The organism is Pseudomonas sp. 5P_3.1_Bac2, assembly GCF_025465995.1.
Lineage (GTDB): Bacteria > Pseudomonadota > Gammaproteobacteria > Pseudomonadales > Pseudomonadaceae > Aquipseudomonas.
In genome coordinates this window covers 220,400-238,249 of sequence record NZ_JANLNY010000006.1, presented here as the reverse complement: position 1 = coordinate 238,249, position 17,850 = coordinate 220,400, and the positions used below count along the sequence as shown (strand labels likewise).

Annotated in this window: 20 protein-coding genes and 1 tRNA gene; 10 read left to right on the top strand and 11 right to left on the bottom strand. The window is 58.6% G+C overall.

The genetic code is table 11. From position 1 onward, the window contains the following. Nucleotides 1-29 precede the first annotated feature (29 nt). On the top strand, nucleotides 30-470 hold the full coding sequence (locus NTD81_RS05475; RefSeq protein ID WP_262180300.1) for a universal stress protein: 441 nt from the start codon (nucleotides 30-32) through the stop codon (nucleotides 468-470). Between the two features lie 34 nt (nucleotides 471-504). On the opposite strand, the gene NTD81_RS05470 is transcribed toward NTD81_RS05475, so the two are convergent. Together NTD81_RS05470 and NTD81_RS05465 are read right to left on the bottom strand one after the other, a co-directional pair. Further along, the gene (locus NTD81_RS05470) at nucleotides 505-1,182 is read right to left on the bottom strand and encodes a DUF6901 family protein (protein ID WP_262180298.1); all 678 of its coding nucleotides are present in this window, start codon (nucleotides 1,180-1,182) and stop codon (nucleotides 505-507) included. Between the two features lie 61 nt (nucleotides 1,183-1,243). Further along, nucleotides 1,244-3,169: an ATP-binding cassette domain-containing protein gene (locus NTD81_RS05465; protein WP_262180296.1), complete on the bottom strand. Its 1,926-nt coding sequence runs from the start codon at nucleotides 3,167-3,169 to the stop codon at nucleotides 1,244-1,246. A gap of 294 nt (nucleotides 3,170-3,463) precedes the next feature. Between NTD81_RS05465 and NTD81_RS05460 the strand changes: the two genes are divergently transcribed. Continuing rightward, nucleotides 3,464-5,389, top strand: a complete 1,926-nt coding sequence (locus tag NTD81_RS05460) for a transglycosylase SLT domain-containing protein (protein WP_262180294.1) — start codon at nucleotides 3,464-3,466, stop codon at nucleotides 5,387-5,389. A 54-nt stretch (nucleotides 5,390-5,443) separates the two neighbouring features. Here NTD81_RS05460 and NTD81_RS05455 read toward each other — a convergent pair whose 3' ends face one another. From NTD81_RS05455 to yegS, 3 genes are all read right to left on the bottom strand, one after another. Beyond that, a complete protein-coding gene (locus NTD81_RS05455) occupies nucleotides 5,444-6,253 on the bottom strand; it encodes an MOSC domain-containing protein (RefSeq protein WP_262180292.1) in 810 nt (269 codons plus the stop codon). A gap of 107 nt (nucleotides 6,254-6,360) precedes the next feature. Then, complete coding sequence (locus NTD81_RS05450) at nucleotides 6,361-7,296, bottom strand: chemotaxis protein (protein ID WP_262180290.1); 936 nt, start codon at nucleotides 7,294-7,296, stop codon at nucleotides 6,361-6,363. Nucleotides 7,297-7,445: 149 nt separating this feature from the next. Next, nucleotides 7,446-8,342, bottom strand: a complete 897-nt coding sequence (gene yegS / locus NTD81_RS05445) for a lipid kinase YegS (RefSeq protein WP_262180288.1) — start codon at nucleotides 8,340-8,342, stop codon at nucleotides 7,446-7,448. Nucleotides 8,343-8,568: 226 nt separating this feature from the next. Between yegS and NTD81_RS05440 the strand changes: the two genes are divergently transcribed. Both NTD81_RS05440 and NTD81_RS05435 read left to right on the top strand, forming a co-directional pair. Further along, entirely contained in the window at nucleotides 8,569-9,267 is a 699-nt protein-coding gene (locus NTD81_RS05440; RefSeq protein ID WP_262180286.1) for a pirin family protein, read from the top strand. A 182-nt stretch (nucleotides 9,268-9,449) separates the two neighbouring features. Beyond that, complete coding sequence (locus NTD81_RS05435) at nucleotides 9,450-10,472, top strand: AraC family transcriptional regulator (RefSeq protein ID WP_262180284.1); 1,023 nt, start codon at nucleotides 9,450-9,452, stop codon at nucleotides 10,470-10,472. On the opposite strand, the gene glp is transcribed toward NTD81_RS05435, so the two are convergent. Continuing rightward, entirely contained in the window at nucleotides 10,469-11,683 is a 1,215-nt protein-coding gene (glp, locus tag NTD81_RS05430; protein ID WP_262180282.1) for a gephyrin-like molybdotransferase Glp, read from the bottom strand. The genes NTD81_RS05435 and glp overlap by 4 nt on opposite strands. Further along, nucleotides 11,680-12,219 (bottom strand): molybdenum cofactor biosynthesis protein B, encoded by a 540-nt coding sequence (gene moaB / locus NTD81_RS05425; protein ID WP_262180280.1) that lies wholly within the window; start codon nucleotides 12,217-12,219, stop codon nucleotides 11,680-11,682. Before moaB ends, glp begins: the two co-directional genes overlap by 4 nt. A gap of 67 nt (nucleotides 12,220-12,286) precedes the next feature. Between moaB and mobA the strand changes: the two genes are divergently transcribed. From mobA to NTD81_RS05410, 3 genes are all read left to right on the top strand, one after another. Beyond that, nucleotides 12,287-12,862 carry a molybdenum cofactor guanylyltransferase MobA gene (mobA, locus tag NTD81_RS05420; protein WP_262180278.1) on the top strand — a complete coding sequence of 192 codons (576 nt, stop codon included), beginning with the start codon at nucleotides 12,287-12,289 and terminating at the stop codon, nucleotides 12,860-12,862. 88 nt (nucleotides 12,863-12,950) lie between these two features. Further along, nucleotides 12,951-13,172: a YgdI/YgdR family lipoprotein gene (locus NTD81_RS05415; RefSeq protein ID WP_262180276.1), complete on the top strand. Its 222-nt coding sequence runs from the start codon at nucleotides 12,951-12,953 to the stop codon at nucleotides 13,170-13,172. 131 nt (nucleotides 13,173-13,303) lie between these two features. Continuing rightward, nucleotides 13,304-13,380: transfer RNA gene (locus tag NTD81_RS05410), tRNA-Pro, on the top strand. Between the two features lie 69 nt (nucleotides 13,381-13,449). On the opposite strand, the gene NTD81_RS05405 is transcribed toward NTD81_RS05410, so the two are convergent. From NTD81_RS05405 to NTD81_RS05390, 4 genes are all read right to left on the bottom strand, one after another. Next, complete coding sequence (locus tag NTD81_RS05405) at nucleotides 13,450-13,797, bottom strand: hypothetical protein (protein ID WP_262180273.1); 348 nt, start codon at nucleotides 13,795-13,797, stop codon at nucleotides 13,450-13,452. Nucleotides 13,798-13,979: 182 nt separating this feature from the next. Beyond that, complete coding sequence (locus NTD81_RS05400) at nucleotides 13,980-14,861, bottom strand: chemotaxis protein CheV (protein ID WP_262180271.1); 882 nt, start codon at nucleotides 14,859-14,861, stop codon at nucleotides 13,980-13,982. Nucleotides 14,862-14,903: 42 nt separating this feature from the next. Next, nucleotides 14,904-15,146, bottom strand: a complete 243-nt coding sequence (locus tag NTD81_RS05395) for a glutaredoxin family protein (RefSeq protein ID WP_262180268.1) — start codon at nucleotides 15,144-15,146, stop codon at nucleotides 14,904-14,906. A gap of 50 nt (nucleotides 15,147-15,196) precedes the next feature. Further along, nucleotides 15,197-16,351 carry a DUF5610 domain-containing protein gene (locus NTD81_RS05390; protein WP_262180266.1) on the bottom strand — a complete coding sequence of 385 codons (1,155 nt, stop codon included), beginning with the start codon at nucleotides 16,349-16,351 and terminating at the stop codon, nucleotides 15,197-15,199. A 465-nt stretch (nucleotides 16,352-16,816) separates the two neighbouring features. On the opposite strand from NTD81_RS05390, the gene NTD81_RS05385 reads away from it, so the two are divergent. From NTD81_RS05385 to NTD81_RS05375, 3 genes are read left to right on the top strand one after another with little or no spacing between them, the layout of a single operon-like run. Next, the gene (locus NTD81_RS05385) at nucleotides 16,817-17,134 is read left to right on the top strand and encodes a YqjD family protein (protein ID WP_262180264.1); all 318 of its coding nucleotides are present in this window, start codon (nucleotides 16,817-16,819) and stop codon (nucleotides 17,132-17,134) included. 9 nt (nucleotides 17,135-17,143) lie between these two features. Next, nucleotides 17,144-17,530, top strand: a complete 387-nt coding sequence (locus tag NTD81_RS05380; RefSeq protein ID WP_262180263.1) for a phage holin family protein — start codon at nucleotides 17,144-17,146, stop codon at nucleotides 17,528-17,530. Nucleotides 17,531-17,543: 13 nt separating this feature from the next. Continuing rightward, on the top strand, nucleotides 17,544-17,846 hold the full coding sequence (locus NTD81_RS05375) for a hypothetical protein (protein WP_262180261.1): 303 nt from the start codon (nucleotides 17,544-17,546) through the stop codon (nucleotides 17,844-17,846). Nucleotides 17,847-17,850 lie beyond the last annotated feature (4 nt).

The window sequence follows — 17,850 nt, the reverse complement described above, 5'->3', positions numbered from 1 at the left end:
CATCAAGTCACTTGCCAGGAGTAATCACCATGCCCTACCAGCACATTCTGGTCGCTGCCGACCTGACTGAAGAATGCGATCCGGTTATGCATCGCGCCTTGAAACTGGCCGCCAGCAGCGGCGCCAAACTGTCCGTGATCCACGTCGTCGAGCCTATGGCCATGGCCTTTGGCGGTGACGTACCGATGGATCTGTCGATGTTGCAACAACAGCAATTTGACCAAGCCCGCGAGCGCTTGGACAGCTTCAGCGCGAAATACGCCGAAGTGATCCGCGAGCAGTGCCATCTCAGCTACGGCCAGCCGCGCCAAGAAATTCACCGCTTAGCCAGTGAGCAGGAATGCGACCTGATCGTCGTCGGCAGCCGTGGCCGGCATGGTTTAGCCCTGCTCTTAGGCTCCACCGCCAACGATGTGTTGCACAGCGCCCCCTGCGATGTGCTGGCGGTACGCCTGAAAAAGCCCGCCTAACCCAGCGCGGGCCTGCTGCTGAGCGATAGCCGCGCTATTGCTCAGCAGCCATCACCAGCGGGCGAATCTTCTGCAACTGGGTTTCCAGCGAGTAACTCAGGCTGGAGGCCATGGAGAAGAAGCTGAGGAACGCCTTGAGGTTGGAGTCACCTTCACAGGTGTCGTGAATGCGCTGCCAAAACGCCTGATTCACCAGCTGCAACTGCTGGAACATGTGCACCAGGCCTTTGAGCTGCCAATCCGCTTCACGCCCCTCACGCAGATGGAAATATTGCTGGGTGAGGTACACCGATACCGCCCGCAAGGTGAACTCCTGGGCATTGGCAAAAGGCAAATGCTGCTGCGCCATGGGCTTGAGCTGGTTCAGCAAGGGGCATGCGCTGGTAGCCATGATCACCCCCAACAAGGCGCGCAAGCCCTCCTCCAAGCCGATCAGCTTGGTGTACTCGCGCTCTGGGGTGAGCACCGAGACCGAGACTTTCTGAAACGCCGGCAAGCGCTGGAAGTCCTCAATCACCGGATACAAATCCACCGCCGCCGGGCAATGACTAAAGGCTTGCGCACTTAACGGGCAGTTGCTGCATTGCTGATGCTGTAAACGCGTCCAGCTCGGCGCGTTTTGCGCCGCCGCCGGTTGGTAGCGCCGATCCAGCTCAATCAGATAATTGAGCTGATGATCGTCGTCGAGCGTAATGCGGTACTCGATGCTCATTCACGTCTCCGCCAAACCCCGAGAAGCCCTCCCTGATCATTATTGTGGCAATCCTTTGCGCTTAGCCTTCCAGCTCGGCCCAACGCTCGACCAGCTGATCCAGCTCTGTTTGCACAGCTTGCAGCTTAGCTAACACCTCAGCCGTGGTCGCCGCAGGCTGCTGATAGAAGTTTGGCTGGGCGATTTGCTCCTGCAAGCTCGTGGCCTGAGTTTCCAGCACTTCAATCTGCCCTGGAATCGCTTCCAGTTCGCGCTGCAATTTATAGCTGAGTTTCTTCTTGCTCGGCGCTGCCGCGACTTCTGCCTGTGGCGCAGGCTCAGGAGCAACGGCAGGCACGACAGCAGTGGCCAGCTCCGGCTTACCGCCTTTAGTTTCACCAACGCCCAGCAAACGTGGCGAGCCGCCTTGACGCAGCCAATCCTGATAACCACCGACGTACTCACGGACCAGACCACCGCCCTCGAAGACCAAGGTGCTGGTCACTACGTTGTCGAGAAAGGCCCGGTCGTGGCTGACCATCAATACGGTGCCGGGGAAGGTCAGCAGCACTTCCTCCAGCAGCTCGAGGGTTTCCACATCCAGGTCGTTGGTGGGTTCGTCCAGCACCAGCAGGTTGGCTGGCTTGCTGAACAGCTTAGCCAGCAGTAAGCGTGCACGCTCGCCACCGGACAAAGCCTTGACCGGTGTACGCGCGCGCTGCGGGCTGAACAGGAAGTCACCGAGGTAGCTCAGCACGTGGCGGTTCTGCCCGTCGATTTCGATAAAGTCGCGGCCTTCGGCGACGTTGTCGATCACGGTTTTTTCCAGATCAAGCTGATGGCGCAACTGGTCGAAGTACGCCACATCGATCTTAGTACCCACCGCCACTTCACCGCTGGTAGGTTCCAAGCCGCTGAGCATCAGCTTAAGCAGCGTGGTTTTACCGGTGCCGTTGGCGCCGAGCAGACCAATACGGTCACCGCGCTGCAGGACCATGGAGAAGTCTTTGATCAGCAGCGGACCACCCGGGTGGGCGAAGCTGACGTTCTCCAGCACCATGACCTGCTTGCCGGATTTTTCTGCGCTTTCCAGCTGGATATTGGCTTTACCGGTGCGCTCACGGCGCTCGCTGCGCTCCACGCGCAGGGCTTTAAGGGCGCGTACGCGGCCTTCGTTACGGGTACGGCGGGCTTTGATGCCCTGACGAATCCACACTTCTTCCTGGGCCAGACGCTTATCGAACAGGGCGTTGGCGGTTTCTTCCGCGGCCAGCGCGGCCTCTTTATGCACCAGGAAGCTGGCGTAGTCGCCATTCCAGTCGATCAGGCCGCCGCGATCCAGCTCAAGGATGCGCGTCGCCAGGTTCTGCAAGAAGGAGCGGTCGTGGGTAATAAACAGTACCGCGCCGGTGAAGTCCTTAAGGGCTTCTTCCAGCCAGGCGATGGCGCCGATATCCAGGTGGTTGGTGGGCTCATCGAGCAGCAGCAGATCCGGCTCGGAGACCAAGGCCTGGGCCAGCAGCACGCGCCGGCGCCAGCCACCGGACAGCTGGGCGAGGGTTTTGTCGGCTGGCAGTTGCAGGCGGCTCAGGGTGCTGTCGACCAATTGCTGCAAACGCCAGCCATCGCGAGCTTCGAGGTCCTGCTGGACGTGCATCAGCTTGTCCAGGTCCTCGTCGTTGTGAATGTTTTGGCTCAGGTGATGATATTGCGCCAACAGCTCGCCGACGCCATCCAGACCTTCGGCCACCACATCGAACACGGTCCGGTCGTCGGCCACCGGCAGCTCTTGCGGCAGCTCGCCGATTTTCAGTCCCGGTGCGCGCCATACCGAGCCGTCATCGGGCTTCTGCACGCCCTTGACCAGCTTGAGCATGCTCGACTTACCGGTGCCGTTACGGCCGATGATGCACACCCGCTCGCCCCGGCCAATTTGCCATGACACCTTGTCCAGCAGCGGCATTGCACCGAAGGCCAGGGAAACTTCTGAGAACTTAAGCAGGGTCATGGCACGCCTCAACAAAAACCACGGGCAATTCAGCCCGGGCAGGCCTAGCTAGGCAGCGCCACGCGACTGAATCGTCGAAAAACATCTGTGCCCAGCACAGGCTGGCCACAAAAAGGGCGCGTATTCTAACCGAGATAGCAAGTCGGCTCAGGCAATTTCGCTGAAACACCATGCTTGTGCGCTAAATAGTTGAAATTTCACGGACACTTGTCGCCGTTCTGCACGCTTTGAGCCTTCACCCTCCAAGGCCAAACGACTAAGCTAGCTGGATACGCCCTCTTTCCTGGAAGTGTTATGCGCGGTTCCCTGTCTGCCTTGTTGGCTTGCTTTGTGTTTTCCTCCCTTGCCATGACGACGGCGCAGGCCGCGACGTTGGCGCAACAACGCCTGTATTACGACCAAGCCAAAGCGGCCTTGGCCAAAGGCGACAAAGGTCCCTACGAGCAATACGCCAGTGCCCTGCGTGACTATCCGCTGGAGCCCTATCTGGCTTACGACGAACTGACCGCTCGGTTGAAATGGGCCGGCAACGACGAAATCGAGAAATTCATCACCGAACACGGCGACCTGCCGCAAATCAACTGGATGAAACTGCGTTGGTTGCGCTGGCTGGCCGAGCGCGGCGAATGGCAGACCTTTGCCAACCACTATGAGCCTGAGCTGAACTTCACTGAGCTGGACTGCCTGTATGGCCAGTACCAACTCAAACAAGGCATGCGTAAAGAAGGCTTCGCCACCGCGCAAAAACTGTGGCTGGTGGGCAAATCGCAACCGGACAGCTGCGACACCCTGTTTGGCCTATGGTCGGCCGAGGGGCAGCTCACCGAGCAACTGCGCTGGCAACGGGCCAAGTTGGCCGCCGAAGCCCGCAACTATGGGTTGGTCAGCCACCTGATCAAGCAAATGCCCAACCGCGCCGTACAAGGCCAACTGCTGCTGGATGTGGCGCAGAAGCCTGAGCTGCTCAAACAAACCGCGCGCTTTAGCCACGCCGACCCAGCCATGGCCGATGTGGTCGGCCTCGGTCTGCGCCGCCTGGCCCGGCAAGATCCAGAAGCGGCACTGAAGCTGCTGGATGGCTACACCCAGCGCATGAAATTCTCCAAGGACGAGCAAGTGGCGATCGCCCGCGAGATCGGCCTGACCCTCGCCCGCCGCTTTGATCCACGCGCCTTGGACGTGATGGCCAAGTACGACCCGGAGCTGCGCGACAACACCGTCAGTGAATGGCGGGCGCGCCTGCTGCTGCGCTTAGGCCGCTGGCAAGAAGCCAACCAGCTGACGCACAAGATGCCGGCAGAACTCGCCAACACCAACCGCTGGCGTTACTGGCAGGCGCGCAGCCTGCAACTGGCGCAGCCCAACAGCCAAGAACCCAAGGCACAGTTCCAAGCCTTGGCCAAAGAACGCGACTTCTATGGCTTTATGGCCGCTGATCAGGTGCAGTCGCCCTATCAGCTGAACAACACGCCGCTCAAACTCAGCCAGCAAACCATCAATAAGGTGCGTAACTCGGCAGCCATCCGCCGCGCCCTGGAGTTCCACGCCCGCGGCCAGATCGTCGAAGGCCGCCGCGAGTGGTACAACGTCACCCGCTTGTTTAGTCGCGATGAAATGGTCGCCCAAGCGCGCTTAGGCTACGAGATGGGCTGGTACTTCCCAGCCATCCGCACCATTAGCCAAGCACAGTACTGGGACGACTTGGACGTGCGCTTCCCCATGGCCCACCGCAATGAGCTGGTGCGTGAGGCGCGCAACCGCGACCTGCACTCCAGCTGGGTGTTCGCCATCACTCGCCAGGAAAGCGCCTTTATGGCCGACGCCAAGAGTCATGTCGGCGCCATGGGCCTGATGCAATTGATGCCAGCCACCGCCAAAGAAACCGCCAAACGTTTCGGCATCCCGCTGGCTTCGCCGCAGCAAGTGCTGCGCCCTGAGGTGAATATCCAGCTGGGTGCGGCTTATCTGAGTCAGATTTACGGCCAGTTCAATGGCAACCGCGTCTTGGCTTCGGCGGCCTATAACGCCGGCCCCGGGCGCGTGCGCCAGTGGCTACGTGGCGCCGATCACCTGGCCTATGACGTGTGGATCGAGAACATTCCGTTCGATGAGACCCGTCAGTACGTGCAAAACGTGCTGTCTTACTCGGTGATCTACGCCAATAAGCTCAACGCGCCGCAGTCCCTGGTGGGCTGGCATGAGCGTTACTTCGATCAGTAAGGCCTAACACTCTGACCCAGGGCTAAGCCGCTGGGTCAGAGTGCTGCCGCCCGCTTACTCAAGCACTTCGACCGGCATCGACAGATCCAACTGCCCCGCCCCGCACGCAATCAGGTTCTGGCCAAAATAAATCTGCCCATCCTCCCCCTGGCGGTAGGTGCGCAATGTGCTGAGCGGCTCACGGTCGGCGCTGCGCTCACCGGTTTGCGGGTTTATGGTGGTCACGATGCAGCGGCCACAGCCCTTGGCCACGCGAAACTCAACGCTGCCGATACGGATGCGCCGCCAGCTGTCTTCGGCATAAGACTCAGCACCTGCCACCACCAAGTTAGGGCGAAATTGCAGCATCGCCTGCGCCCGGCCAATGCGCGTCGATAAGTCATCCAGCGAGGCCTGCCCAATCAATAACAGTGGAAAGCCATCGGCAAAGGCGACCTTATCGCCGACCTGCGCGTATTTCGTGTCCACTTGCCGTGCCCGCGCGGCAGGCACATGTACCAAGCGGCAAGGTCGGCCCAGCCAGTTGCTCAGCCACTGGGCGGCAGCATCGCCGGCATCCGGCACATCCAGGGTGTCGCCCCATATAGTGACCGTACGCAGCGCGCTGTTGCCGTCGGGCAGTGGCACCAGCAGCTCAGGATGACCTGACGCATTCAGACGCAAATAATCGTGACCTTGCCACAGCGCTTGCAGCTGGGTCATTTGCGTCAGTAAGCGCTGGCTGAGAAAGCGCCCAGTGCCTTCATCGACCAACATCCAGCGGCGATCGCCCTGTACGCCAAGCTCATCAACATAAGCACTGTTGAGCACTTCGCCTTGGGCAGATTTCAGGGGGTAACGATAGAGGCCGCTGAGGTGCAACATGGCGTCAAGTCTCGGCAAAAAACTACACTTATACGGGCATGCCAGTCATGCCACAAGTGCCATCATGCCAAGCCTTTAACGCCTGGGGAAACTCACCGCCAAGCGCTCTACGGCTCAGGATGCAGCAGAGCCAGACGCTCATGAATCACGTCGACGAGTTTGTCCGGCTGAAACTTGGAAAGGAAGTTATTGCAACCGACCTTCTTCACCATGGCTTCGTTAAAACTGCCGGACAATGATGTGTGCAGCACCACGTACAGATCCTTTAAACGTGGGTCGTTGCGAATTTCGGTGGTCAGACGGTAACCGTCCATTTCCGGCATTTCAGCATCGGTGATGACCATCAGCAGTTTTTCCTGCACATCGATGCCGTCATCCGCCCAAGCTTTCAACTGCTTAAGAGCACGCAGGCCGTCAGTCGCGCTGTGGCAACGCACATCCAACTGCGCCATGGTGCCGCGCAATTGGCTCATGGCCACGTTGGAGTCATCCACCAGCAGCACTTCGCGACCACGGGCAAACTCCAACAGTGGGTCCGCCAGCTTCTCCGGGGACACCTTGGTGCTCATGGGGGTGATTTCCGCCAGCACCTTCTCGACGTCAATCACCTCGACGATCTGATCATCGACCTTGGTGATCGCGGTTAAATAATGCTGACGCCCGGCCCCACCTGGCGGGGGCAGGATCGACTCCCAATTGAGGTTGAGGATGCGCTCCACGCCGCCGACCAAGAAGGCCTGCACCGAACGGTTGTACTCGGTGACGATAATGGTGCTGCGCTCATCCGGGACAATCGGGCGCATGCCGATGGCTTGGGACAGGTCAATCACCGGCAGGGTTTGCCCACGCAGGTTGACCACGCCGCAAACAAAGCGGTGCCGCTGCGGCATCAGGGTCAACTTGGGCATTTGCAGGACTTCCTGCACTTTGAACACGTTAATCGCGAACAGCTGCCGGCCCGTTAAACGGAACATAAGAATTTCCAGGCGGTTCTCACCCACGAGTTGGGTGCGCTGGTTAACGGTGTCGAGAATGCCGGCCATCTTGTGCTCCTGTGGGCTTATTGCCTTAGCCTAGTCCAAATAATGGCGGATGACGGCACTGTGCGATCACCCATCAGCCATGAACATAGCAAGACGCCATCATGCGATAAGCGCGCCTTGCTCGCCAGTCCAACAATCTACAGTCGAGGTTATTCGAACAATAAAGGGCAGTCTGCCGGCAGATGCACGCGCAATGCTTGCGGTAGCGCGCTAAAGCGCGCTTTTGTGGTTTCCACCGGCTCGCCGTCGAGGTTCAAATCCAGCCCCTTCGGTGCCTCCACCTCCAGCCAAGCCACCCGCGCCGTCACCGCCACACTCTGCAAGCCCTTAATGCCGCCGGAGAGCAACGTGCCCAAGGTGCCGACCGCATCGGCTGCGGCTGGCACAATGCACACATCGAGCAACCCATCGTTTACCCGCGCCTGCGGACACAACACGTGGCCACCGCCCGCTTGGCGACCATTGCCAATGCCCAAGGCCAGCACTTCCCCTTCCCAGTTGAAATCCGGCCCGGTAAAACGGGCAAAGGAGGAGCTGACTTCAGCAAAGCGGCTTAAGCCGGTGAGCAAATAGGCGGCGCCACCGAGCACACGCTTAAGATCCTCCGAGGTATTGGCCGTGACATTGCTGCCAAAACCGCCGGTGGCCATGTTGAGGAACACCTGTCCGTCCACGCCGCCCAGATCAATGGCCTGGGCTGGCTGATCAAGCAATTGCAGGGCAGCCGCCGGCTCCAGCGCAACCCCAGCGGCGCGGGAAAAATCATTGGCGGTGCCCAAGGGCAGTAAGGCCAAGCTGGCCTTGGCTTCGGCCAGCGCCATGGCCTCGGCTACGTCGCGTAAGGTGCCGTCGCCGCCGCCGGCGATGATGACCGGATAACCTGCCGCCAGACCTTCGTTAACCAGACGCTGGGCGTCGCCGCCCTCCCATGTCACCCGCACATCCAGCTGCCAACCTTGTTCGCGCCGCGCTTCAACAGCGCTGCGCACCTCGGGGTTAAGAGCTTGTTTACCGTGCAGAATCAATAGTGCCCGACGCTCATCCATATGCAGTGCCTCCAGATCCAGTTATGAAACGCAGCAGAAGTATTGCAGACCACAGCAACTTGGCTTGAGTTGCCTGACTATTGACAATAGCCAGGCCATTAAATCGAATATATCGATTATTAAATTCGTAATTTCTCGTTTTTAAATCGATTTTATTTAAGCAATCATCTCGCCATTGCCACCGAGTACGGCCGGACAACGCGGTACTCACTTTGAGGATATCGAGATGATTGAAGTACGCCCTTTTGCCAAACTTGGCGCCGCCCAGCACGGCTGGCTCAACGCTCGCCATCACTTTTCCTTCTCTGAGTACTACGACCCAGAGCGCATGAACTGGGGCGCCCTGCGGGTCTGGAACGATGATGAGATCGCGCCCAACACTGGCTTCCCAGCGCACCCGCATCGCGACATGGAGATCATCACCTATGTCCGCCAAGGGGCAATCACCCATGAAGACAGCCTGGGCAACAAAGGTCGCACCGTGGCTGGCGATGTGCAGGTGATGAGTGCCGGCACCGGGATTTATCACAGCGAAGGCAATATGGAGGAAACCACCACCAGCTTGTTCCAAATCTGGATTCAGCCGAACCGCATGGGTCTGAAGCCGTCGTGGGGCACCAAACGCTTCCCCACCAGCGATCGCCACAGCGACTTTGTCACCTTGGCCAGCGGTTATGCCGAGGACGAGGACGCACTGAAGATCAACAGCAACGCACGCCTGGCAGCCGTGACCCTGCAAGCTGGACAAACCACCGAGTACGCCCTGGGCTCCACGCGCAAGGCTTACTTAGTGGCGGCCACAGGCGCCATTGAAGTCAACGGCGTGGCTGCCCAGGCTCGTGACGGTGTAGCGGTTGAGAATGAGTCAGTGATCCGCGTCACCGCGCAACAGGACAGTGAAATCATCCTGGTTGATCTGGCCTGACGGTCTGCCGCGCACGGACTCACCGGCGCGGCAATGCTGGAAAAATAACGCCTCGCGGGCTTGGTTCAGCGAGGCGTTTTTGTCTGCCCGAGTATTGTCAGTCACTCACCTGGGCTGCCTATACTAACCGCCGCTCTCGCCCTCCCACGACAGCGTCACTGGCAAAGCCCATAAGAATAACTATGCAAAATTTTGGCTCTACCGCGGTTGCCGCCTTACTCAAATTTGTCCGCCATGCCCAGCAGCTTGGCGTTGACCCGCAACCTGTGCTGCACAGCGTCGGTCTCGACCCAGAACACCTCAACCAGAGTAACCAACGCCTCAGCGAGGAGGCGGTAGCACAGTTACTCAGGCAGTTGATCGAGCAGACTGGCGATCCGCTCTTCGGCTTACACAGTGCCCGCTACGTGCAACCCGGCTCGTGGAGCGTACTGGGTTATATCACCATGAACTGCGCTACGCTGGGCGAGGCCATGGCGCGGATCGTGCCATTTGAAAAGTTGGTCGGCGACATGGGTACCAGCCGGATTGAAGCCAGCGCGCAGCAGGTGAAACTGATCTGGAACTGCGGCCACCAAGAAGGCGAACTCAACCGGCATTTAGTCGAAAGCGTGCTCGCCTCTTGGCTGCTCTATGCCCGCTGGATTACCGATACGCAGCTGTCACCGCAGGCGGTGTGGTTCAGTCATGCCCGGCCAAGTCACACCTCGCAGCAACAGTACCAGGCGGTGTTCGATTGCCCGGTGCTGTTCGGCCAAGACTGCAACGCCCTGCTGACCGTACCGACCATGCTCACGCTGCCCCTGCGCCAAGCCGACCCCAAACTATTGCGCCAATTTGAAGAGCATGCCTTGGCTTTGCTGGCGGGTCTGGATAACGATCAGCCCTTACCAGTACGGGTCAAAAACAGCCTGCGTTTGCTCCTCAAAGAGGGCTTACCGCGCAAAGAGCGGGTGGCGGAAAAGTTCGCCATGACGGTGCGCACCCTGCAACGTCATTTGCAGTTGGCCGGCACCAGCTACCAGCAGATTCTTGATGAGCTGCGCCAAGAGCTGGCCGAGGATTATTTGCTACGCAGCGACTTGCCCATTCAAGCCATCGCCAGCGTCTTGGGCTTTAGCGAAACCCGCTCGTTTCATCGCAGCTTCAAAAGCTGGACGGGGCTCACCCCGGGCGAGTTTCGCAACCACAGCACACAGCCTTAGCCAAGCAGCTCGCTCAAGGGAATAAAGCGCAGGCTATCGCCTTCAGCCAAGGTGCTGTGCTCCATCACTTCGGCCAAACCTTCCGCCCAAGCGGCGCTGCGCAGCACTCCTGAACTCTGATTGGCGTAGGGCACCACGCGGCCGTGTTCTATCCGTGCGCGCAGGTATTCGCGGCGCTGCCCCGGCTTGCTCCAGCTAAAACCGGCGGGCAGTTGCATGGCCAACGGCGCGACGCGCTGCACCCCTAAACGACGGAGCAAATAAGGTCGTGCCAATAGGCCAAAGGTGACCAAGGTCGAGGCCGGATTGCCCGGCAGGCCCATCACCGGGACGCCGCGATATTGCCCGCAGGTCAGCGGCTTACCGGGCTTGATCGCCAGTTTCCACAACGTCAGCTCGCCATCCTCGCGCAGCACCTGGCCAAGGTAATCGGCCTCGCCCACTGACACCCCGCCGGTGGACAAAATCAAATCCACCTCAGCCAGATCGTGCAGCGCCGCCCGGGTGAGCGATAAGTCATCAGGCAGAATACCGCCATCGACTACGGCGCAGCCTAATCGCTCCAACCAGCTAATCAGCACCTGACGGTTGCTGTTGTAAATTTGCCCCGGACCTAAGGGCTGCCCCGGCTCGACTAACTCATCGCCGGTGGAGAGTACCGCCACCCGCGGCTGGCGTTTAACCGGCACCGCGGCGTAACCGAGTGACGCCGCCAGGCCCAGTTCAATCGGCCCCAAGCGGCTGCCTGCGGGCAGCACCACCTCGCCCTGAGTACATTCCTGACCTTGCGGGCGCACGTTTTGCCCCGGCTTCAGATCGCCGCTAAAGAGCACCTGCCCCGCCGGGTCGAGTTCAGCGTTTTCCTGCATCACCACCGTGTCGGCGCCAGCGGGCATGGGCGCGCCGGTAAAGATCCGCGCACAAGTGCCGGGCTGCAGCGGCTGCGGCGCACTGCCGGCTTGGATGCGCTGACTGACGGCAAGCGCTGCACCACGCCAATCCGCGTAACGCAAGGCATAGCCATCCATCGCGCTGTTAGCCCAAGGCGGCATGTCACGCGGCGCCAGCAATGGCTCGGCCAATACGCGAGTGTCCGCCGCCGCTAAGGCCACCCACTCTTGCTCCAGAATAGGTGCGGCTTCGGCCTGAGCCAGCAACAGTGCGAGGGCTTGTTCCAACGACAACAGTGAGGACTGTGTGGCGCTACTCATCCACGGCTCTCACAAGCGACCACGGGTTTGAGATGGGGCACGAAATTGCACGGACGGAAACGGTTATCCAGTTGTTGCGCCAAGATGCCCTGCCAGGCCGTGCGACAGGCATTGGTCGAGCCCGGCAAGCAGCACACTAGGGTACCGTTGGACAGGCCTGCCAACGCACGGGATTGAATGGTCGAGGTGCCAATATCATCGAGGGAAATCTGGCGGAATAGCTCGCCAAAACCATCGACTTTTTTATCCAATAAGCAGTTCACGGCTTCGGGTGTGCTATCGCGTCCGGTAAAGCCGGTGCCGCCGGTGACCAGCACCACTTGCACCTGCTCTTCGGCAATCCAGGTGGCGACTTGAGCACGAATTTTGTACAGATCGTCCTTGAGCAATACCCGTGCGGCCAGGGTATGGCCAGCTTCTGTAAGGCGATCAACCAACAGCTGACCTGAGGTGTCAGTGTCGAGGGTACGCGTGTCACTGACCGTCAGTACGGCGATATTTAAAGCAACAAAAGGTGCATCCGCTTTATGGCCCATGGCAGGCCTCCCGTTATCGGCAATAATGCAGGCGTTATATCACAGGCCCTAAGCCGGAGGCTCTCGCATGGATGATTCAAGCCCACTGCCCGTCTGCTCAGTATTACTACTGGCAGGTGGCCGTGGCCAACGTATGGGCGGCGCCGATAAAGGCTTGCTGAGCTGGCGCGGTAAACCCTTGATCAGTTGGCTCAGTGAGCTGGTGCGACCACTAACCGACGACCTGCTGATTTCCTGCAATCGTAACGCCGAACAATACGCAATCTATGCCGACGGTTTAGTCAGCGATGACGAGCAAGACTTCCCCGGTCCATTTGCCGGCATTCGTGCCGGTATGCGCAGCGCCCGTCATAGCCATTTAATGGTGCTGCCGTGCGATGCCCCACAAGTTGATCGAGCGCTGCTTGAGCAACTCCTCGGGCAACAAGGCGCGCGCCCAGTTGTCGTGGCCCAAGGCGAGTTTCTGGAGCCGTTATTTGCGCTTTTGCCCTGCGCCGAGCTGGGCAGTTTGGAACGCGTTTGGCAGGCCGGTGAGCGCAGCCCACAGCGCTGGTTGCGCCAGTTGAATCCATTAGTTATACAGTGCGCAGAAGGTGACCCGCGCCTGGCTAACTTCAACACGCCTGAGCGCCTGCTAACCTAGATCTCGCCCTGCCATCATGGAACTTTGCTAGACAAATCGCGTCACAAAGCAACGAATAACACCTCAAAAAGTTTTTAAGGAGCTCACTATGACTCAACGCATTCTTCCTGCTCTGCTGCTCGCTGCTGGCCTGGCTACCTTGGCCGGTTGTTCCTCGCCAGCCGTCATCACCCTGAACGATGGTCGTGAAATCCAAACTGTAGATACACCTGACTACGACGAAAATTCGGGCTTCTACGAATTCGAACAACTCGACGGCAAACGTGCCAAGGTCAACAAGGACCAAGTGCGCACCGTTAAAGAGCTGTAATCCCTGAGCTTAGATACCGGGCCCAACCAATTGCCCGGTATCTAAGGCAGTAACTGGGGTTTAACTTCGCAGGCAAAAATTGCTGCCAGCCCTTGTGCGACAAATGCTTTTAAATAGAATCTCGAACTATTCGGAGTGTAGCGCAGCTTGGTAGCGCGTCTCGTTCGGGACGAGAAGGTCGCAGGTTCGAATCCTGTCTCTCCGACCATCTTAGGGTTTTAACTCAGGCTTTTAAGCTCAGTTAAACCGCAAAAAAACCGGCCCTAGTGGCCGTTTTTTATTGGCGTTTGTAACTCTTCTTGCCGCTGCTGGTGATGCAAAACTGCCCACCCCTGGGGCCGGTACACAAAGTGCCGCTACCGCAAGCACAGGCACCATCGCCGCCAATTACCCGCAGTGGCGCCGCGCTCGAACCATCACGCCCTGCCGCGCAGCGACGCTTTGAAGCACTGATGGAGCCATCCTTGCAGACAAACAACTCGCCGTCACAGCGCGCCACGCCGCCCTTTTTGCCTGAACAGGGCTGATTAGCCGCAGCACTGATTGTGGCTGCGCTTAATAAGGCCAGTAACAAGCCACCTTGCAGTAACCCTTTAACCACCCCTGAAACCTGCACGTTAACCATCGCTCCACAGCCCTTAACTGCTCCAGTGCGACAGCATAAATAATTGCCCGGCAAACGCCTTCAGCCTTAAGAACCTTCTGCCCCATTAAGTGATCGGCGTCGCAAACGGCACGCTGAAGACATTTTCCAAAGCACAAAAAACCCGCCGTAGCGGGTTATTCGAAAGGCATCCACAGGGCTAATCAGAGGCTGGCAAAAGCCTTAGCCAAGGCGAGACTCAAATCAACCGTGGAGAACTTGGTCAGCACATCGTTAGCGCCCACCGCATTGGCTTTTTCGGTGTTCATGGTGCTGTCCAGCGAGGTATGCAGCAGCACGTAGATTTGCCCGATATCCGGTTTTTTACGCAAGGTGCGAACGAGGTCGTAGCCGTCCATTTCCGGCATTTCAATATCCGACACCAAGACCTCAATCGGCAGGCCCGCGTCATGCTGCGCCTGCAAAAATTCCAGAGCGCTGGCGGCGCTACGCACCATATGGCAATCCAGTTCGAGCTTACGCAGGGTGATCATGCTCTGGTGCAGGGCGACATGGGAGTCATCCACCACCAATACGCGGCGGCCTTTCAGCAAGGCTAACTGACTGTCACTGAGCACCTGTTCTTCTTGCTCGTCCAAATCCGCCGGAGCCAGTTCGTGAAGGACTTTCTCGATGTCGAGAATCTGCACAATCTTGCCGTCGATCTGCGTCACCCCAGTGATAAACGCCTTGTTTCCCGAACCCGCCGGCGGCGGTCTTACATCGCGGGTGTAGCACTGCACGATACGCTCCACCTGCTGCACATGCAGGCCCTGACGCGAGCGACTGAGCTCGGTGACGATCAGGCAGCCATCGTTGCTCGCACTGACGCCACGCTCACCAATGGCCTTGGCCAGATCGATCACCGTCAGGGCGGCGCCACGCAATGTGGCCACGCCGCGCACATGGGGATGGCGGCTAGGCAGCTTGGTCAACGCGGGGCACGGAATGATCTCCTGCACTTTCAGCAGGTTGATCCCCAGTAAGCGGCCACTGTGCAAACGAAACAACAGCAACGACAAAGCATCACCATGTATCGAGCTCATGTATCGCATTCCTTATAAGGCTTGGCCCGCAGACGGAGGGCATCAAGTGCTGCGTAAAAATTCAAGGATTTGCGCGCCAGTGAACGGCCAGTTCAATTCCGCCGCACTGTCGATACGACGCAACACGGGGATCCGTAGGCCATAACTGGCGACCCACTCTTCACGCTCAGCGATATCGATCAATTCAACCGACAGCCCCTGTGCCACCAGGGGCATTAACTCAGCCTCAGCCACCTCACATAAATGGCAACCGAGGGTACCGAACAGCTGACACTCCGGGAACATCTGCACACATCCACAAGGTTAATGATGGCGCAGTTTAGCACTGCCGCACCTTAGGCAAGTGGGCGGGCACTACTGCCCGGTGCGCCGCCCAACAATGCCTGCCAGCCATCGAGCAAACGGCTGTTGAGCTTCCCGGCCTGAGCCCGGCTGTCGTCGCTAAAGCGATCATCGAGGGAGAAGCCGCCTTCGAGCAGTTGCTCCAGCATGCTCTTCGCATCCTCAGGTGCCGCCACTTGCTGACTGCTACGCAGGCTGTCGAGCAAGCTCTGCGCGTAATCGAACAAAGCACCATTGAAGGCACTGGCCGCTTGACCGCCCTGCTGCGCCACCGTGCTGTAAGTCTCAGTGGCTTGACGCACAGTGGTCTGACTTAACGCTAAGGACATCGAGGCCAGTTGCTCGCCATCCAAATCCAGGGCCATGGCGCGATCGAAAGCACCGTTAAGGTCGCCACTATAAAATTTGTCTGCCAAGTCCTGTACCTGACCGAACAGCTTCTCTAAGGCACCGCGTTCTTGGTCGTCCAGTTCCCCCTGGATATCCACCTGCCAGGCACCAATCTGCACGCTGCCACTTTGACTGCTGGCGAGCAGCGCGCTCGTGCTGCCATCACTACTGGCCGCCACCTTGCTTTGCGACCAACTGGCCGAGGCTTGGGCGATAGCGATACGCAGGCGGTCGCCGTCGCGAGTGGTCACCTCCAGCTGAAAACTTTCTGCCTTGGCAATAAAGCGCTGGCTTTGACTGCTCAGGCTGATGCTGCCGGCACTGCTGGTGCCGGGGTTGTAGCGCTGATCGAGGGCGCTGAAACCATTTTGGATCTTCTCGTAAGTCGAATCGATATCGCTGGCCACCTGACCGTTGAGCAGGCCCATATCGTCGAGAATTTTGCGTGCCTCGGAGAAGCCTTGCTCCACGCCCTTACGCGTTTGCTGCAGAATGCTTTGCAACTTACTGCTATCGGCACCAGAGGCTTGCGCCGACTGCAAACCTTGCTCAACGAAGCCCAGCACCCGCTCGGCAACTTTGTCTGGACTGAAATCTTCTTGGCCTTTGCCGGTCAAGGAGCCTGGGACCAAGCCTAAGCGCTCAGTCAGGCGATTGGCCAAAGTTGTCTGGCCATCGGCCTGATTGCGCGCGGGGCTGGTGATACTCCCATTAGTGGCACGGGACGTAGCCCAGGACGCAGAGTTGAGCGGATTCATGGCCAGATTCCTAAGTTGAGTGACTGACAAGTTGGCGGCGCGGCGCAGTGAAACTTTAGTCCACATAGCACTTGAGCGACCAAAGGCGTGCCTACAGCAGCAACTTGGCTGGCAGGTGAAGTAAAGCCAGCAGATCATCACAGCGGCCGAACTCGGTTTAGGAATAAGATAACCTGATTCGACAAACGGACAATTTTCCAAAGCCGTTCAGATAATGAGCCATGCCAGCGCTCAGCCCCAGCCTAAGCAAAAATAAATAATCGATATTTTTTAGTAACTTAAATCATTACTCAGGCACAGTAAGCGCACATTGAACCTGTCCCACAATGGCTCAAACGGTGGCAATCGCTCAGCAAAATATGGGGTAAGTTCGTGCAAAACCCGGTCAGCGAGCTAAACCCTAGTGAACATTGGCCAGTCACCGAACTCAAAAGCCAAGACCAATAAACCCAGTGGGAGAACCCTATGGCTCGTAAAGCTGCTGCAAGTGAACCGCAAGACAAACTGCTTGAAGAGTTCCAAACCCTCGTTGGTGAAACCGAGAAGCTGCTTCAGCAATCGGCCAGTGTGGTCGGTGAGCAAGGCGATGAGCTGCGCGATAAATTGCGTGAAAGCATTGGTCGCGCCCGCGACACGCTGAACAACGCCGAGCAAGCCCTGACCCAACGCGGCAAGGCGGCTTTGGACGCCACTGAAGGTTATGTGCAATCCCACCCATGGCAAACCATCGGCTTTTCCGCCGCCATTGGTTTGCTGTTAGGCTTGCTGATTTCCCGGCGCTAGAGCTCATTTATGGATGCGACTGAGTCGAAATCATCCGCCAGTCGCGGCAACTCGCCGCGACGTTTTGCCAGTGCCCTTCTCGGGCTCTTGCAAGGCCATATCGAACTATTCGTTGAGGAACTCAAGGAGCAGCAGGGGCGCACCGTCACCTTATTGCTGCTGACCGGATTGAGCTTGCTGTTTGCCTTGATGCTGCTGTTTGGCTTATCCACCGCTGTGCTGATCGCCTTCTGGGATACCCATCGCCTGCTGGTGATCGTGGGCCTGTGCCTGTTCTATACCTTGGGCCTGCTGACCTGCGTGTTGAGTTTGCTTCAACGCATCCGCCAAGCCCCTACCCCGTTTAGCGCCAGCCTTGAAGAACTGGCCCGCGACCGCGAACAACTGCTGCCTTGAGGCGCCTGTCCCTATGAGCCTGCCAGACCTGCCAGATAACCTGTCGCGCCGCCAACTGCGCAAGAACATCCTGCGTATGCGCTTAGAGCTGCATCGTCAGGAGCTGCGCCACGAGGCCCAGGTCATGCTGCAACCGCTCAAGCAAATGAATGACCTGCGCCACAACTGGCGCAGCGAGCTGGGTAAACACAAAAGATCACTGTGGCTGGCCGGTGGCGCGATGCTGCTGACCACCCTTGGCGTGCGCTCCAGCAATCTGCGTAAGTGGCTGCGCCTAGCCATGGTTGCGCTGCCCATCCTGCGGCGCAAAGACTAAGCAG

Excerpts from the sequence above, each read along its gene's own strand:
- NTD81_RS05475 (WP_262180300.1), top strand. The coding sequence starts at position 30 with ATGCCCTACCAGCACATTCTGGTCGCTGCCGACCTGACTGAAGAATGC.
- mobA (WP_262180278.1), top strand. The coding sequence starts at position 12,287 with ATGGATGATTCAAGCCCACTGCCCGTCTGCTCAGTATTACTACTGGCA.
- NTD81_RS05470 (WP_262180298.1), bottom strand. The coding sequence starts at position 1,182 with ATGAGCATCGAGTACCGCATTACGCTCGACGACGATCATCAGCTCAAT.
- NTD81_RS05400 (WP_262180271.1), bottom strand. The coding sequence starts at position 14,861 with ATGAGCTCGATACATGGTGATGCTTTGTCGTTGCTGTTGTTTCGTTTG.
- NTD81_RS05390 (WP_262180266.1), bottom strand. The coding sequence starts at position 16,351 with ATGAATCCGCTCAACTCTGCGTCCTGGGCTACGTCCCGTGCCACTAAT.
- NTD81_RS05375 (WP_262180261.1), top strand. The coding sequence starts at position 17,544 with ATGAGCCTGCCAGACCTGCCAGATAACCTGTCGCGCCGCCAACTGCGC.
- NTD81_RS05415 (WP_262180276.1), top strand. The coding sequence starts at position 12,951 with ATGACTCAACGCATTCTTCCTGCTCTGCTGCTCGCTGCTGGCCTGGCT.
- NTD81_RS05380 (WP_262180263.1), top strand. The coding sequence starts at position 17,144 with ATGGATGCGACTGAGTCGAAATCATCCGCCAGTCGCGGCAACTCGCCG.
- NTD81_RS05450 (WP_262180290.1), bottom strand. The coding sequence starts at position 7,296 with ATGGCCGGCATTCTCGACACCGTTAACCAGCGCACCCAACTCGTGGGT.
- moaB (WP_262180280.1), bottom strand. The coding sequence starts at position 12,219 with ATGGGCCATAAAGCGGATGCACCTTTTGTTGCTTTAAATATCGCCGTA.
- NTD81_RS05405 (WP_262180273.1), bottom strand. The coding sequence starts at position 13,797 with ATGGTTAACGTGCAGGTTTCAGGGGTGGTTAAAGGGTTACTGCAAGGT.
- yegS (WP_262180288.1), bottom strand. The coding sequence starts at position 8,342 with ATGGATGAGCGTCGGGCACTATTGATTCTGCACGGTAAACAAGCTCTT.
- NTD81_RS05440 (WP_262180286.1), top strand. The coding sequence starts at position 8,569 with ATGATTGAAGTACGCCCTTTTGCCAAACTTGGCGCCGCCCAGCACGGC.
- NTD81_RS05395 (WP_262180268.1), bottom strand. The coding sequence starts at position 15,146 with ATGTTCCCGGAGTGTCAGCTGTTCGGTACCCTCGGTTGCCATTTATGT.
- NTD81_RS05455 (WP_262180292.1), bottom strand. The coding sequence starts at position 6,253 with ATGTTGCACCTCAGCGGCCTCTATCGTTACCCCCTGAAATCTGCCCAA.
- glp (WP_262180282.1), bottom strand. The coding sequence starts at position 11,683 with ATGAGTAGCGCCACACAGTCCTCACTGTTGTCGTTGGAACAAGCCCTC.
- NTD81_RS05465 (WP_262180296.1), bottom strand. The coding sequence starts at position 3,169 with ATGACCCTGCTTAAGTTCTCAGAAGTTTCCCTGGCCTTCGGTGCAATG.
- NTD81_RS05460 (WP_262180294.1), top strand. The coding sequence starts at position 3,464 with ATGCGCGGTTCCCTGTCTGCCTTGTTGGCTTGCTTTGTGTTTTCCTCC.
- NTD81_RS05435 (WP_262180284.1), top strand. The coding sequence starts at position 9,450 with ATGCAAAATTTTGGCTCTACCGCGGTTGCCGCCTTACTCAAATTTGTC.
- NTD81_RS05385 (WP_262180264.1), top strand. The coding sequence starts at position 16,817 with ATGGCTCGTAAAGCTGCTGCAAGTGAACCGCAAGACAAACTGCTTGAA.